Source organism: Pseudomonas sp. GW456-12-1-14-TSB6 (genome assembly GCF_059424205.1).
Genome location: NZ_JBWKZE010000002.1, coordinates 269410 through 283786, shown reverse-complemented (window position 1 = coordinate 283786; position 14377 = coordinate 269410). Strand labels below are relative to the sequence as shown.

Here is a 14377-nt window from a genome sequence, read left to right as displayed (position 1 = left end):
GGAGCCCGGGCGCTATGAATCAATGCGCGCAATTGTGCCGCATTGGCGCCCGTAGTGCACGCGGGCGCCGTTTGAACGGTCGTTACTTCTTGAAGCGCAGGGTCAGGGCTTCGGCCACCGCCGGGTGGACGAACTTGCTGATATCGCCGCCCAGGGCGGCGATTTCCCGCACCAGAGTCGAGGAAATGAACGAATAACGTTCGGACGGGGTGAGAAACAGGCTCTCCACATCCGGCGCCAACTGGCGGTTCATGTTGGCCAGCTGGAATTCGTATTCGAAGTCCGATACCGCGCGCAGGCCACGCAGGAACACGTTGGCGTTCTGCTCTTTGGCGAAATGTGCCAGCAGCGTCGAGAAGCCGACCACTTCCACGTTCGGCAGGTGTTTGGTGACCTCGCGGGCCAGCTCGACCCGTTGTTCCAGCGGGAACAGCGGATTCTTCTTGGGGCTGGCGGCGACGGCAATGATCACGTGGTCGAACAGGCGCGAGGCGCGTTCGACCAGATCGCCATGGCCCTTGGTAATAGGGTCGAAGGTACCTGGGTACAACACTCGGTTCATCGCGTCGTCCTGGCGGGAATCCGTTGGGGAGTCGGATGGTATCGCAGCCGTCCCGGTCGGGAAAGTCGGCTGTTGGGTAAGAAAGCACTATAGACGATCGGAATTTTCGTCTTTTTCACGGGTTTCTCAGCCGTTCGCCGAGGGATGTCGCCAGTTGCGCCGTCAGACCGTACACCGACAACTGCGGGTTGGCGCCGATGCTGGTGGGGAACAGCGAGCCGTCATGGATCGACAGATTGCTCAGTTGATGATGGCGGCCGAGGCTGTCGGTGACCGCGGTTTTCGGGTCCTCGCCCATCGCGCAACCGCCCATGACGTGGGCGCTGCCCAGACGGGTGCGATACAACTCCAGACTCAGGCTGTCGATCAACGAGCGGGCCTCGGCCAGGCTGTTCACGTAGCGCGCATCGGCGTGCATCGGCATCACCGCTTTGGCGCCGCCGGCGAACTGGATCTCGGCCATGCTGTGGAAGGATCGGCGCAAGCCTTCCCAGGTGTAAGGCGACACCTGATAGTCGAGCACCGGCGAGCCGTCACCGCGCAGCTCGACGCTGCCGCCCGGGCTGTCCGGGTGAAAACCGTCACGCAGCAGGGCCAGCATCGCGTGGGTGTGCGGCAGGTCCGCCATGTGTTGCGCGCTTTCCTGACCGAAACCACCGAGCAACGTGGCGGCCAGCGCCGGGTGCAGCGGTGGCACTTCGAGTTTGTAGGCCATCGGGCCAGTGGTGCCGTCCTTCCACTGGAAATGATCTGAATAGATCGACTGCGGCGCGCCGTAGAACGGGTTGATGACTTCGTCGAAACGCCCGGCGGACATGTTCACCAGATGCAGGAAGGTGCGCTTGCCCAGCCGTTGGTGCGGATCCGGTGCATCCGAGCGCATCAGCAGCGCCGGGCTGTTGATCCCGCCGCCGGCCAGGACGTAATGCCGCGCCTTGACGGTAATGTTGCGTCCAGTCGGCTCGACGCAGCGTTCGTCCATCGCCACGCATTGCAGGCCGGTGACCTTGTCGCCACTGATCAAAAGCTTTTCGGCCCGGGCCAGATAGAGCAGTTCGCCACCCTTTTCCAAAGTCGCCGGAATGGTCGTGACCATCATCGATTGCTTGGCGTTGGTCGGGCAGCCCATACCGCAGTAGCCGAGGTTCCAGCAGCCACGCACGTTGCGCGGGATCACGTGCCAGCTGTAGCCGAGTTGTTCGCAGCCTTTGCGGATCACGTCGTTGTTGGCGTTGGGCGGCACCATCCACGGGGCGACGCCGAGACGTTGCTCCATTTTTTCGAACCACGGCGCCATGTCGGCGGGGCTGTGGCCTTTGACGTCGTGTTCCCTGGCCCAGTGTTCGAGGGTCGGTTCGGGGGTGCGAAAACTCGATGTCCAGTTGATCAGCGTGGTGCCGCCGACCGCGCGGCCCTGAAGAATGGTGATCGCGCCGTCCTTGCTCATGCGGCCGATGCCTTCCTGATAGAGGCTGCTGTAGGCCTGGTCCTCCAGCAGTTTGAAATCGCTGCTGGTCTTGAGCGGGCCTTCTTCGATCAGCAGAACTTTATAGCCGGCGGCGCTGAGGATTTCCGCCGTGGTCCCGCCGCCGGCGCCGCTGCCGATGATGGCGACATCGGCTTCCAGAGTCAGGTCATCGGTGAGTTGCGCGCCGTTGTAGGTTTTCCAGCCACGGGCAAGGCCTTCGCGAAACGGGTCGGGTACGGGCATCGATCAGGTTCTCTTATTATTGTTATGCGTGGGTCGCCAGGCTCAAACGGCGGGCGGGCCGGGGTAACCGCAATGGGCCCAGGATTCGGCGCGGGTGTACCAGGCCATCATCACCATTTGCAGTAATGAGCTGTGGCCCATGCGCAGCAGGCTCAGGGAGCTGTTTTCCCAGCGCTCGAGGAAGTGGCGGATCGCCTCGGGGCTGGCGTTTTCCCAACTGCCCCAGATTCCGGTCAATGGCCCGCGCGTCACCGCCATGCCCAGCACGTCGAACAGTTGTCGCGTGAGCTTGAGCATTTCCGGCGACAGGTGATCGAGGCTGTAGTCCAGCGACTTAAGCGTTCCGTCGACAGCAGCGGGCATCTTTTCCACAGCAACGGCGCCATCCAGCATCACTGGAATCAACGCACGCAGAAACAGCAGATCAGCGCTGCGCAGCGTGGCGAACCCGTTGGCTGAAACGTTCGACGAACAGCCGCTGAGGCTGGCACCAAGGCCAGCGGTGGCGAGGAAAGCCGTGGCGCCGAGGCTGAATTTCAGCAGGCCACGGCGCGACAGGGCAGGTGTTTCGGTCAGGCTTGGGTGCATTATTGTTATTACCCGGCGGTGACGTTAGCGAATGAACAGTTTCTGGATCAGTTTCTGAATGGGTTTACCGTAAGGCGGGTAGATCAGCTTCGCCGCGTTGAAGCGTTGTTTGAACAGCACACCCTTGGCCTTGCTGAACGTCAGGAAACCTTCGTGTCCGTGGTAATGGCCCATGCCCGACGGGCCGATGCCGCCGAACGGCATGTCGTCCTGCGCCACATGCAGCAGCGTGTCGTTGAGGCAGACGCCACCGGAATGGGTTTCGCTGAGCACGCGCTTCTGTTCGTGCTTGTCGTAGCCGAAGTAGTAAAGAGCCAGAGGACGTGGCCGCTGATTGATGTAAGCAAATGCCTGATCCAGATCCTGATACGGCACGATCGGCAACAGCGGGCCGAAGATCTCGTCCTGCATCACCGTCATCTCGTCGCTGACATTCAGCAGCAGGCTGTGCGGCATGCGCCGGCCCTGGCCCTGGTCGAACAGCGGAATCAGCAGCGCGCCTTTGCTGGTGGCGTCGCTGAGGTAGCTGTTGAGCCGCGCCAGTTGGCGCTCGTTGATGATGGCGGTGTAGTCCGGGTTGTCGGCGAGTGTCGGATAAAACCCGCGCACGGCCTGGCGATAGGCTTCGACGAAGCCGCCGATGCGCTCTTCCGGGACCAGCACGTAGTCCGGGGCCACGCAGGTCTGGCCGGCGTTGAGGGTCTTGCCGAAAGCGATGCGCTCGGCGGCGTCCTTGAGCGGTACGTCGCGGGAGACGATGGCCGGGGATTTGCCGCCCAGTTCCAGGGTCACCGGCGTCAGGTTTTCCGCCGCTGCGCGCATCACGTGCCTGCCGACGCTGGTGGAGCCGGTGAACAGCAGGTGGTCGAAGCGCATCTTCGAAAACGCCACGCCGACATCGGCCTCGCCGAGCACCACGCACACCAGATCTTCGGGGAAGATCCGCGCCAGCAGTTCCTTGAGCAAAAGGCCCGTGGCCGGGGTCGATTCGCTGAGCTTGAGCATCACCCGATTGCCGGCCGCAAGGGCGCCGGTCAACGGGCCGATGGCCAGGAACAACGGGTAGTTCCACGGCACGATGACGCCCACCACGCCCAGCGGCTGGTACACGACTTTCGCCGATGCGGGCTGGAAGGCAACGCCGACTTTGCGTTTTGAAGGTTTCATCCACTGACTGATGTGCTGGCTGGCGTAGTGAATGCCGTGCAGGCTCGGCATCAGTTCGGCGAGCAGGGTTTCATCGGCGCTGCGGTGGCTGAAGTCGGAGCTGATGGCGTCGATCAGGGCCTGCCGCTCGCTGCTCAGCAAATCGCGCAGGGCTTTGAGCCATTGCTGGCGCTGGGCCGCAGGCGGCATCGGGTTGGCGGCGTAGGCGGCACGCTGCGCGTCAAACAGCCGGTTAAGCTCTTCCAGCGGCTGTTGCAGCGTTTGCAGGTAGGCAATATCGGCAGTCATCGGCGGCTCCGGAGTTGTTGTTGTGAGGAGCCTTTTAGAGTCTATGCTCTAGAAAGTCAAATGGCTTCCTTGCGCATCCTGGTTTTATCCCGTTCCGGTTAGGCCGTAAGATGCCCCCCAACGCACTCTGAATTAAAGCTCAAGCCATGGCCCCACGGATCAAAACCAGCGAGCGCATCGTGCAGAACAGCCTCGAGCTGTTCAATCAGCAGGGCGAGCGCAGCATCAGCACCAATCACATCGCCGCCCACATGGAGATTTCTCCGGGCAATCTGTACTACCACTTCCCCAACAAGCAGGCGATCATCGCCGTGCTGTTCAGTGAGTACGAAAGCCTGGTGGACAGCTTCCTGCGTCCGCCTCAGGGCCGTGCTGCGACGGTCGAAGACAAGCGCTTCTATCTCAAGGAGCTGCTGTCGGCAATGTGGCGCTACCGTTTCCTGCACCGCGATCTCGAGCATCTGCTCGACAGCGATCCTGAGCTGGCCGGGCGCTACCGGCGCTTCTCCCAGCGCTGCGTGATCCAGGGCGCGGCGATCTATGAAGGGTTCGTTGCCGCCGGCATCCTGAAAATGGATCGGGTGCAGATCGAATCCCTGACTCTCAACGCGTGGATCATTCTCACCTCGTGGGTGCGCTTCCTGTGCACGACCCGGGAAAATTCCAACTACCTCAGCGAACAGGCCATCAAACGTGGCGTGTATCAGGTGCTGGTGCTGGAAGCAGGGTTCGTCACCGAGCAGGCCCGCGATGAGGTCAACGCCTTGTTCGAAGAATTCTACGTGCCGCTGGCCCAGGCCCTCGAAGAAAGACCCTAATCCCATTTCCTCACTGGAGTCGTTCGCTATGCCGATTGCGCAACTGATCAGCCCGACCGCACTGGATGCCCGCAAGGCGCAACCGGGGCTGGTGATTCTCGATTGCCGTTTTGCCCTCGAAGACCCGGATTATGGCCAGCGCAGCTATGCCGAGGGGCACATCGCCGGGGCACATTTCGCTGATCTTGAGCGCGACCTCAGCGGCCCAGTGACCAAGGGTGTCACCGGACGCCATCCGCTGCCGGAGCCGGTGGCGCTGATCGAACGCCTGCAAGCGTTCGGCATCAACAATGACAGTGACGTGGTTCTGTATGACGACGGTCCCGGTGCCTATGCGGCACGGGCCTGGTGGTTGCTGGCGTGGCTGGGCAAACGCGACGGCGTGTTCATTCTCGATGGCGGGCTCAAGGCCTGGCATGCGGCTGGGCTGCCGTTGAGTCTCGATCCACCGTCAGCGGCCCGGGGCAACTTCAGCGGCCAGCCGGACATGAGCCTGCTGCTCAGCGCCGAGCAATTGCAACAGCGCCTCGGCCAGCCGGCCCTGACCCTGCTCGATGCCCGAGCGCTGCCGCGTTTCAAGGGCGAAGTGGAACCGATCGACCCGATCGCCGGGCACATCCCCAGCGCACAATGCGCGGCGTTTACCGACAACCTGGGCAGCGACGGGCGTTTCCTGCCGGCCGATCAGCTCAAGCAGCGTTTCGCCGCGAAACTCGGCGGGCGTTCGCCGAATGATCTGGTGGCTTACTGCGGCTCCGGGGTGACGGCGTGTCACAACCTGTTCGCCCTGTGCCTGGCGGGTTACCCGTTGGGTTCGCTGTATGCCGGATCGTGGAGCGAGTGGATCAACGATCCTGCGCGCGGTATCGCTACGGGCGAGTAATCGCTCAGCGATCCAGCCGCGCGCTGCGATAGGCCGCGGGGCCTACGCCGTAAACCTGTTTGAACTGCCGGCTCAGATGGCTCTGGTCGGCAAATCCCAGCTGCGTGGCGACTTCCACCGGCAGGCAGCCGCTCTGCAACAAGCCGCGCGCGCAGGCGATTCGCTGCTGCATGAGCCAGCTGTGCGGCGGCATGCCGGTGGCGCGGCGGAACACCCGGGCGAAGTGGAAGGGCGAGAGGTTCACCGCCGCCGCCAGTTCTTCCAGCGAGGGCGGCGCCGCCAGTTGCGCGTGCAGCAACTCCTTGGCCATTGCCACCGCGCGATGCTCCTTGCCGGGCTTGCCGTTGATCTGCACCGCCGCGTGACGCTGCAACAGCAACATCATCATCTCGCGCCACACCGTTTGCTGTTGCAGTGCGGTGGCGGGGCTTTCGAGCAAGCGGTGCAACTGACAGAACCCGTTGACCAGGTCCGGATCGCGATACAACGTCGCACCGAAGGCCGGCATCGGTGCGGTCGGCAGTTCCAGTTCATTCAACAGCGCGACGATCTGCCCGGTGTCGGGATAAAACGCCCGGTACAGCCAGCCGTCCTCGGTGCCCTTGTGGCCGTTATGCACTTCGTCCGGATTGATCAGCACCAGCGTGCCGCTGCCCGCCAGGTGTTCGGCGCCGCGATAACGGTAGCGCTGGGCGCCGGCCATGATCATGCCGATCACATAACCGTCGTGGACGTGCGGGGCGAAACGATGCTCGATGTAGCGGGCGGTCAACAGCTCGACCCCGGCCAGGGGCGCGGCTTGCCAGAAGCGGATCGACTCGCCCTGATCGCTCATGACCTCACCCGCGCCCCGCGTCGGCCAGCCACTGCGGAATCCGTCGTTCCAGGTAATAACCCGGCTGACGGAGCGTGCCGTCGACGAAACCTACATGCCCGCCCTTGTTCTGCAATTCGAACTGGGTCGTGGCCGACAATTCACTGGCCGAAGGCAGGCTGTGGGGAAACACGAACGGATCGTCCGCTGCCTGAATGATCAGGGTCGGTGTGCGGATCTCGCCGAGAAAATAGCGGCTCGACGCGCGGCGATAGTAATCCTCGGCATCGACGAAACCGTGCAGCGGCGCGGTCACCCGGCCATCGAAATCCCAGAAGGTGCGCATGTTTTCCAGTGAGCCGAGGGCGGCCAGTGCGGCGAGACCGTCCTCGCGTCCGTCGTGCTGGAACTGGCGCTGCTTGTTCTTGATGTAGGCGACCATCTCGCGCATGAAGTGCGCCTGATAGACCTTCGAGAAGCCCTGGCCGATACGGTCGGCACATTGATCGAGGCGAAACGGCACCGACACCGCCACCGCGCCGAGCACGCCGCTGGCGCTGCCGGTTTCCCCCAGATGCTTGAGCAACACATTGCCGCCGAGGGAATAGCCGACCGCATACAGCGGCGCCAATGGCCGCTTGGCTTTCAGATGGCGGATGGTTTCGGCGAGGTCTTCGCTGGCCCCGGAATGGTAGCTGCGGGGCAACAGATTCGGCTCGCCGGAGCAGCCGCGCCAGTTCAGCGCAACACTGGCCCAGCCTTGCGCGGCGAGGGCTGCCTGGATTCCGGCGACGTAAGGCGAATTGGAAGAACCGGTCAGCCCGTGCAGCACCAGCACTAGAGGCGCGTCGGCGCTGTGCGGGCCGTGCCAGTCGAGGTCGAGGAAGTCGCCGTCGTCCAGCCACAGCCGTTCGCGCTGGCGATCAAGGTGCACGGTTTTACGCCATAGCGGCCCCCACAAGGTTTGCAGGTGTGGATTGCCGAGGCCGAAGGCGGGTGTGAAGCGAAATCCGGGTTCTGAAGGAGAAAGAGGTGCGCGCACAGTAAATCTCGACGGTGTCATGCATGAAGTGGTCGCCACACAAAGGGCTGCCACTTCAAGGGAGATCTAACTTGCCACAAAGCCTGCATCAGCGCGACACGAATGCCCGGACGGCTCGACGGTCGGGACAGTGGCCGGTTGCGGCAGCGGCAGTTGGGGTACCGTCGGGCCCACGGTCACTACCCGCCACTGATCGTCAGGCAGATGTTTGTCCACTGCCATTCTGATCTGCTCCAGCGTCAGGCTCTGCACCTGTTGCGCGAAGAAATCCAGGTCGAGCGGCAAGTGATGACGGTTGATCTCGGTCAGGCGCGCGAGAATCTGCTCGTTGCTGGCACTGTCTGTGATGTTGGCGTTGGCCAGTCGGCGGTTGAAGTGATCGAGTTCCTCCTGCGAGGGGCCGTCACGCCGGAAATTGCTGAGCATCGATTTCACCAGTGCCACTGTTTCATTCGCGAATTGGGGGCTGGTCTGCAGAGCGATTGATGTCAGTCCGCCGCCTGCCCAGTCTTTGGTGCGAATGCTGACGCCGTATACCAGGCCTCGTTTGTTGCGCAGTTCTGTCATCAGGCGGGAGTTCGCACCACTGCCGAAAATCAGCGTCCCGGCATACAGCGCAATGAAATCCTCGTGTTGGCGCGACAGGCTGGGTTGCCCAAGCAATACGTGAGTCTGTTCTTGTGTGCGCTCGACATGGTGATGCATTTCAGTGCCGAACGCTTTGGGCGGTTCGACTGCGGGCAGTGCAACGATGGGCGCGGGTAGCGCGTTGGCGATTTGCAGGCTGATGGCCTGTGCCTGTTCGACGGAAAGGTCTCCCACCAACGTAATTTGTGTCTGTCTTGCCGAGTGGGTTTGTCGGTGGAACGTTTGAACGGCCTGACGGGTGATCGAGGTCATGTCGGTATCGGTTCCGTAGATCGAGCGGGCGTAGGGCGTGTCCGGAGCCAGCAGCTCCTGAAGGTGTTGCCTGGCAATGTCAGCAGGTTGTTGCTGTTGTGCCAGCTGCAAGCCACGAAGCTCGCTCTTGACCCTCAGCAGCGCTTCATCGGAAAGGGAGGGCTGCCCCAGCATTTGCGTAAACAGTTGCAGCGCCGGGGCGCTTTTGTCTGGATCGCTGAGGCTGCGCAACGTGAACGTGGCACGCTCCTGATCCAGAACCATACCGACTTTTGCACCCAGCCCGTCAAAGACTTCGGCGATCGCTGCATGGTCATTCTTGCCGCTCACCCCCTCGTTGAACAGGCTGAATGTCAACGCTGCCAGGCCGGGGTTGTCGCCATCGTGTGCACTGCCGGCGGCGAAACTGACGTGAACATCGAACATCGGCAACTCCGTCGTACGGATGAATAACGTTTTGATGTCCGTCGTGGTTTTCCAGCCCTTGATGGTCAATGGGCGTGGCGTCTGTCGGGACGTGTCTGTTTCCGACAGCGATTGCAATCGTGATTTGGGAAAACTGGCTGGCGCAGTATCGGCAGCAACCGGACTGGCAGACAGCCAGAGGATGAATGCAAAACCGGCCATGGCAGACCGAAAGAGGTGCGCAGATTTATCCATGTTTTTTCTCCGCAAGCACGTGGGCTGTGCTGAGGCGTTCGCGGATCAGGTACTTTTCAGCGACCTGGCGGAGGTCCTCGGGGGTCACTTTCTTGAGCTCGGCGATCTCCTGATCGAGCAATTGCCACGACAGGCCAGCGCTCTCGAGGGCGGCCAGATGTATGGCAGTGTTCATGATCGAATCCCGGGCAAAAACTCTCTGGGCGATCAGTTGGGTCCGTGCGCGTTCCAGTTCTTCGGGAGAGGGGGGCGTGGTGCGCAGTTCTTCGAGCAGATCCCAGACGCGTATTTGTGCGGTTTCCGGGCTTGTGGGTTGTGAGCTGTCGAGGCGGGTGCTCAATGTCAGAAGAGTATCGCCGCGACTGTAAAGGTCGTAGCTGGCGCTGACATGGCTGAATACATGTTCCTTGTGTTGCAGGTGTTTTTGCAGGCGAGCGCTCTGGGAGCCTGCCAGCAACATTTCCATCAGGCGCAGCGCGTGCGCAGTCCGGTATGTATCTGCCGTAGCCAGGCTGGGAACGTTGAACGCCATGATCAACTGCGAGGCGGGCACCGGTTGGTTGAGGATGAGGCGGCGTTCGCCTGGCTGCGGCAATTCGCGCGGTTTTACGGTTTGGGTGGGGGGGCGACTGGCGAGGCCGCCGAAGTAGCGTTGAGCCAGAGGTTGAACGTAATCGAGGGTGACGTCGCCGACGACAACCAATGTGGCATTGCCAGGGGCATAGCGTGACTCATACCAGTCGCGCAACTGAGCGGTGTTCAAGGTGCGCAGGTCGTTCATCCAGCCGATGACGGGGGTCCGATAGCTGCTGGAGGGATAGGCCAGGCTTTCCAGACGCTCCATTGCAGTGTCCAGGGGACTGTCTTCCACACTCAAGCGGCGCTCTTCTTGAATGACATTTATCTCGGAAGCGAAATCTTCAGGTTTGAGGTGAGCAGTCGACATCAGGTCGGCCATCAGTTCGAATGCGACCCCAAGATAAGGCTTGGGCAAAGTCTGGTGGTAGGCAGTGACGTCTTTGCCGGTAAAGGCATTTTCCGATGCCCCCAGGGATTCCAGTATGGCGGATGCCTCGCCCGGACAGGTCTTGCTGCTGCCCTTGTAAAGCATGTGTTCCAGCGCGTGTGACAGTCCGGTCTGGCCCGGTGCTTCGTCAGCCGATCCGACCTTGAACCACAGTTGGGAAGTGACCAGCGGGGCCCGGTGATCCTCGCGGACGATGACCTTCAGGCCGTTGTCCAGCAGAAACTCATGGGTGGTCGGTGGTGGGGCGGCCAGCGCCAACAGCGGGGCCAGGGCCAGGCAAGGCAGCATCCTGCTGCACAAAGTGTCCATAAATGATGGGTCCTCAATGGATTACTGAAATGGCGTAATCCACTGTGGAGATTTTGCGCGGGCGGCGTGCGGTAGTTATCTACCGCGCGCCAGATTCGGCGTTCGCCAGACGATTGTCAGAGAGAGGGCAGGCCCCGTTGCCATAACGCGTAGTATACCCGCCCGGATTTTTGCTCGCGGTGCAGGCGCCAGTTGCCCGGCAGGCCGAGGGTCGATGGCGCGGTTTCGCTTTCAGTGTAGATCCACGAATCGTCGGCCAGCCATTGGCGCTCTTCCAGCAGCGTGCACACGGCGGGCAGCAGGTTCTGATTGAACGGCGGGTCGAGGAACACCAGGTCGAACGCAGTGGCGGTCTGGGTTTCCAGATATCGCAGCGCATCGGCGGTCTGTACGTGACCGTTGGTGCAGCGCAGCGTGCCGAGGTGTTCTTTCAGGCTGGACACCGCGACATGGCTGGCATCCAGCGCCTGACCCATGGCCGCGCCACGGGACAGCGCTTCCAGAAACAGCGCGCCGCTGCCGGCGAACGGGTCGAGCACCTTGGCCCCGGCAACGTACGGCGCGAGCCAGTTGAACAGGGTTTCGCGCACCCGGTCCGGCGTCGGACGCAGGCCCGGCGCATCAGGAAAGCTCAGCTTTCGGCTGCGCCATTCGCCGCCGATGATGCGCAACTGGTTCACACCGTTGTGCAGTTTTTGTACAGGTTTCTTTGGACTGGCCATTAATGCTCCGGAACCCCGAGCGGCTGCTCGGCAGGTTTATCAGATGGGGCCGGTAACGGCTTTTGCGGCACGGTCGGGCCAGCGCTGACGATGACCAGTTTATCCGTGCTCAAGTGTTTGTTCAGAACGTCGCGAACCTGCTCGACTGTCAGGCTCTGGGACTGACGCATGAAGTCGTCCAGATAGCTCAGCGGCAGGTTGTAGAAACCCATGGCGCCGAGCTGACCGACGATATCGGCATTGCTCGCGGTGGACAGCGGGAAGCTGCCGGCCAGTTCGCGCTTGGCGTCGTCGAGTTCTTTCTGGGTCGGGCCGGTCTTGAGGTAGTCGGCGAGCACGTCCTGCACCAGTTTCAGGGTGCCTTCGCTCATCTCCGCGCGGGTCTGCAGGTTGATCATGAACGGACCCCGAGCCTGCATCGGGCTGAAGGCCGAATACACGCCGTAGGTCAGGCCGCGCTTCTCGCGCACTTCGCTCATCAGCCGGGTGCCGAAACCGCCACCGCCGAGGATCTGGTTGCCCATCGACAGCGCGGCGTAATCCGGGTCGTCACGGTCGATGCCCAGTTGCGCGATCATCAGGTTGGTCTGCTTCGACGGAAACTCGATGTGGCCGATGCCGGGTTTCGGCTCGGTCGGTTGCTCGACCTTCGCCAGCGCCGGGCCTTTTGGCAGCGCGGCGGACACCTGATTGGCAATCGCCACGGCTTCGCTACGGGACAGATCGCCCACCAGCGCGATCACCACGTTGCCGGCTGCATAGGCCTTGGCGTGGAACTCACGCAGTTGCGCCAGCGTGATCTTCGGCACGCTTTGCGCATTGCCGTCGCTGGCGTGGGCGTACGGGTGATCGCCGTAGAGGCGCTTCATCAGCTCCAGGCTGGCGAGTTTGCCGGGGTTCTGTTTCTGGTATTCGAAACCGGCGAGCATCTGGTTCTTGATGCGCGCGAAGGAGTCAGCCGGGAAGGTAGGTTTGCCCACTACTTCCGAGAACAGCTTCAGCGCTGGCTCGCGCTTGTCGGCGGCACTCAGACTGCGCAGCGACGCGATGGCCATGTCTTTATAGGCGCCGTTGCCGAAATCCGCGCCCAGGCCTTCAAAGCCCTGAGCGATGGCACCGACATCCTTGCCCGCCACGCCTTCGTTGAGCATGGCGTTGGTCAGCAGGGCCAGGCCCGGCGCGTTGCCGTCCTGACTGCTGCCGGCGGAAAAGATCAGGCGCATGTCGAACATCGGCAGTTCGCGGGCTTCGACGAACAGCACCTTGGCGCCTTCGGCGGTGTTCCAGGTCTGCACGTCGAGCTTGCGGCTGGCCGGGGCCTTGCCGTCTAGCTCGGCCAGCGATTGCAGTTTCTGGCTGGACTTGGCGTTATCCAGCGCTTCGCTGGCCTTGGTGTTGTCGCTCGGCACCAGGTAGAACGCAGCGGAGCCGATGATGGCCACGGCGATCAGGCCGAGCAGCAGGCGTGGGACTTTGCGCTCACTCATGAGTCGTCTCCAGTGGCAGGACGTGGGCGACGCTGAGACGTTCGCGGGTGAAATACAGCTTGGCGGCGTTCTGGATGTCTTGCGGGGTGACGCTTTCCAGATCGGCCAGTTCGGTGTCCATCAGCTTCCACGACAGACCGACGGTCTCCAGCTGGCCGATGGCGGTGGCCTGGCTGGTGATCGAATCACGCTCGAAAACCAGGCCGGCGATGACCTGCGCGCGTACGCGCTCCAGTTCTTCGGCGGACGGCGCGGTGGTTTTCAGCTGTTCCAGCAGTTTCCACAGACCGGCTTCAGCCTGGGCCATGGTTTTTTTCTTCTGGGTGTTCGGCGTGGCCGACAGGGTGAACAGGCTGTCACCGCGAGTGTAGGCGTCGTAGCTCGACGAACCGCCGGACACCAGCTCTTCACCGCGCTCCAGTTGGGTCGGGATGCGGCCGCTGTAGCCGCCGTCCAGCAACGCCGAGATCAGGCGCAAGGCGTTGACCGAACGTTTGTCTTCGGCGGTGGCGATGCTCGGGACGTTGAAACCGAGCATCAGGCTCGGCAGTTGGGTCTGCACGTGCAGGGTGATCTGGCGTTCACCGGGCTCGGCCAGTTCCAGCGGTTTTTTCGCCGGCGGCACGTCACGCTTCGCGATTGGCCCGAAGTAGCGCTGGGCGAGGGTCTTCACCTCGTCCGGGGTCACGTCGCCGACCACCACCAGAGTGGCGTTGTTCGGCACGTACCAGGACTGATACCAGTGACGCAGCTCTTCGACCTTCATCCGCTCAAGGTCAGCCATCCAGCCGATGGTCGGCGTGTGATAACCGCTGGCCGGGTAGGCCATGGCCTTGTAGCGCTCGAAGGCCTTGGCCATCGGCTTGTCGTCGGTGCGCAGGCGGCGCTCTTCCTTGATGACTTCGATTTCCTTGGCGAACTCGTCGGCCGGCAGGCGCAGGTTGGCCATGCGGTCGGCTTCCAGTTCGAAGGCCACGCCCAGACGGTCGCGGGCCAGCACCTGGTAATAAGCGGTGAAGTCGTCGCTGGTGAAGGCGTTCTCTTCGGCGCCGAGATCGCGCAGGATCAGCGAGGCTTCGCCGGGACCGACTTTCTCGCTGCCCTTGAACATCATGTGCTCGAGGGCGTGGGAGAGACCGGTCTGGCCCGGGGTTTCGTAGCTGGAACCGACCTTGTACCAGACCTGCGACACCACCACTGGCGCGCGATGGTCTTCGCGCACGACGACCTTCAAACCGTTGTCGAGAGTGAATTCATGGGTCGGTTGCGGATCGGCCGCCAGGGCCGAAAGGGGCAGGCAGACTGTGCTGAGCAGCAGGCCTGCGGCGCGGCGGGCTAGAGCATTCATTCGTTTTTAAACCTGTTGGGCTGCCCGCTTGGTCTTAGCGTCGGCGGGCGA

The 14377-nt window shown here is 62.3% G+C and carries 13 protein-coding genes; 2 read left to right on the top strand and 11 right to left on the bottom strand.

Going from position 1 to position 14377, the window contains the following annotated elements; genetic code table 11:
* Positions 1-82: 82 nt before the first annotated feature.
* From coaD to AC07Y2_RS02830, 4 genes are all read right to left on the bottom strand, one after another.
* The gene (gene coaD / locus AC07Y2_RS02845; protein ID WP_007953414.1) at positions 83-562 is read right to left on the bottom strand and encodes a pantetheine-phosphate adenylyltransferase; all 480 of its coding nucleotides are present in this window, start codon (positions 560-562) and stop codon (positions 83-85) included.
* A 115-nt stretch (positions 563-677) separates the two neighbouring features.
* Positions 678-2273: a GMC family oxidoreductase gene (locus AC07Y2_RS02840; protein ID WP_103385333.1), complete on the bottom strand. Its 1596-nt coding sequence runs from the start codon at positions 2271-2273 to the stop codon at positions 678-680.
* 42 nt (positions 2274-2315) lie between these two features.
* Positions 2316-2861, bottom strand: coding sequence for a twin-arginine translocation pathway signal protein (locus tag AC07Y2_RS02835; protein ID WP_103385334.1), 546 nt, complete (start codon positions 2859-2861; stop codon positions 2316-2318).
* 24 nt (positions 2862-2885) lie between these two features.
* A complete protein-coding gene (locus tag AC07Y2_RS02830) occupies positions 2886-4316 on the bottom strand; it encodes a coniferyl aldehyde dehydrogenase (RefSeq protein WP_103385335.1) in 1431 nt (476 codons plus the stop codon).
* A 146-nt stretch (positions 4317-4462) separates the two neighbouring features.
* Between AC07Y2_RS02830 and AC07Y2_RS02825 the strand changes: the two genes are divergently transcribed.
* Complete coding sequence (locus tag AC07Y2_RS02825) at positions 4463-5134, top strand: TetR/AcrR family transcriptional regulator (RefSeq protein ID WP_039767914.1); 672 nt, start codon at positions 4463-4465, stop codon at positions 5132-5134.
* Positions 5135-5162: 28 nt separating this feature from the next.
* Positions 5163-6017, top strand: coding sequence for a sulfurtransferase (locus AC07Y2_RS02820; protein WP_103385336.1), 855 nt, complete (start codon positions 5163-5165; stop codon positions 6015-6017).
* Positions 6018-6021: 4 nt separating this feature from the next.
* Here AC07Y2_RS02820 and AC07Y2_RS02815 read toward each other — a convergent pair whose 3' ends face one another.
* The 7 genes from AC07Y2_RS02815 to AC07Y2_RS02785 form a co-directional block, all read right to left on the bottom strand.
* Positions 6022-6852 carry an AraC family transcriptional regulator gene (locus AC07Y2_RS02815; protein WP_011336391.1) on the bottom strand — a complete coding sequence of 277 codons (831 nt, stop codon included), beginning with the start codon at positions 6850-6852 and terminating at the stop codon, positions 6022-6024.
* A gap of 4 nt (positions 6853-6856) precedes the next feature.
* Positions 6857-7894, bottom strand: a complete 1038-nt coding sequence (locus AC07Y2_RS02810; RefSeq protein WP_052266540.1) for a hydrolase — start codon at positions 7892-7894, stop codon at positions 6857-6859.
* Between the two features lie 45 nt (positions 7895-7939).
* Positions 7940-9433 (bottom strand): M16 family metallopeptidase, encoded by a 1494-nt coding sequence (locus AC07Y2_RS02805; protein ID WP_256586955.1) that lies wholly within the window; start codon positions 9431-9433, stop codon positions 7940-7942.
* A complete protein-coding gene (locus AC07Y2_RS02800; RefSeq protein ID WP_039767918.1) occupies positions 9426-10769 on the bottom strand; it encodes a M16 family metallopeptidase in 1344 nt (447 codons plus the stop codon). Before AC07Y2_RS02800 ends, AC07Y2_RS02805 begins: the two co-directional genes overlap by 8 nt.
* A 116-nt stretch (positions 10770-10885) precedes the next feature.
* On the bottom strand, positions 10886-11491 hold the full coding sequence (gene rsmD / locus AC07Y2_RS02795; protein ID WP_039767919.1) for a 16S rRNA (guanine(966)-N(2))-methyltransferase RsmD: 606 nt from the start codon (positions 11489-11491) through the stop codon (positions 10886-10888).
* Entirely contained in the window at positions 11491-12978 is a 1488-nt protein-coding gene (locus tag AC07Y2_RS02790; RefSeq protein WP_103385338.1) for a M16 family metallopeptidase, read from the bottom strand. The genes rsmD and AC07Y2_RS02790 overlap by 1 nt, the downstream gene beginning before the upstream one ends.
* Entirely contained in the window at positions 12971-14326 is a 1356-nt protein-coding gene (locus AC07Y2_RS02785) for a M16 family metallopeptidase (protein WP_085605895.1), read from the bottom strand. Before AC07Y2_RS02785 ends, AC07Y2_RS02790 begins: the two co-directional genes overlap by 8 nt.
* Positions 14327-14377: the final 51 nt, after the last annotated feature.

Excerpts from the sequence above, each read along its gene's own strand:
- coaD (WP_007953414.1), bottom strand. The coding sequence starts at position 562 with ATGAACCGAGTGTTGTACCCAGGTACCTTCGACCCTATTACCAAGGGC.
- AC07Y2_RS02840 (WP_103385333.1), bottom strand. The coding sequence starts at position 2,273 with ATGCCCGTACCCGACCCGTTTCGCGAAGGCCTTGCCCGTGGCTGGAAA.
- AC07Y2_RS02835 (WP_103385334.1), bottom strand. The coding sequence starts at position 2,861 with ATGCACCCAAGCCTGACCGAAACACCTGCCCTGTCGCGCCGTGGCCTG.
- AC07Y2_RS02830 (WP_103385335.1), bottom strand. The coding sequence starts at position 4,316 with ATGACTGCCGATATTGCCTACCTGCAAACGCTGCAACAGCCGCTGGAA.
- AC07Y2_RS02825 (WP_039767914.1), top strand. The coding sequence starts at position 4,463 with ATGGCCCCACGGATCAAAACCAGCGAGCGCATCGTGCAGAACAGCCTC.
- AC07Y2_RS02820 (WP_103385336.1), top strand. The coding sequence starts at position 5,163 with ATGCCGATTGCGCAACTGATCAGCCCGACCGCACTGGATGCCCGCAAG.
- AC07Y2_RS02815 (WP_011336391.1), bottom strand. The coding sequence starts at position 6,852 with ATGAGCGATCAGGGCGAGTCGATCCGCTTCTGGCAAGCCGCGCCCCTG.
- AC07Y2_RS02810 (WP_052266540.1), bottom strand. The coding sequence starts at position 7,894 with ATGACACCGTCGAGATTTACTGTGCGCGCACCTCTTTCTCCTTCAGAA.
- AC07Y2_RS02805 (WP_256586955.1), bottom strand. The coding sequence starts at position 9,433 with ATGGATAAATCTGCGCACCTCTTTCGGTCTGCCATGGCCGGTTTTGCA.
- AC07Y2_RS02800 (WP_039767918.1), bottom strand. The coding sequence starts at position 10,769 with ATGGACACTTTGTGCAGCAGGATGCTGCCTTGCCTGGCCCTGGCCCCG.
- rsmD (WP_039767919.1), bottom strand. The coding sequence starts at position 11,491 with ATGGCCAGTCCAAAGAAACCTGTACAAAAACTGCACAACGGTGTGAAC.
- AC07Y2_RS02790 (WP_103385338.1), bottom strand. The coding sequence starts at position 12,978 with ATGAGTGAGCGCAAAGTCCCACGCCTGCTGCTCGGCCTGATCGCCGTG.
- AC07Y2_RS02785 (WP_085605895.1), bottom strand. The coding sequence starts at position 14,326 with ATGAATGCTCTAGCCCGCCGCGCCGCAGGCCTGCTGCTCAGCACAGTC.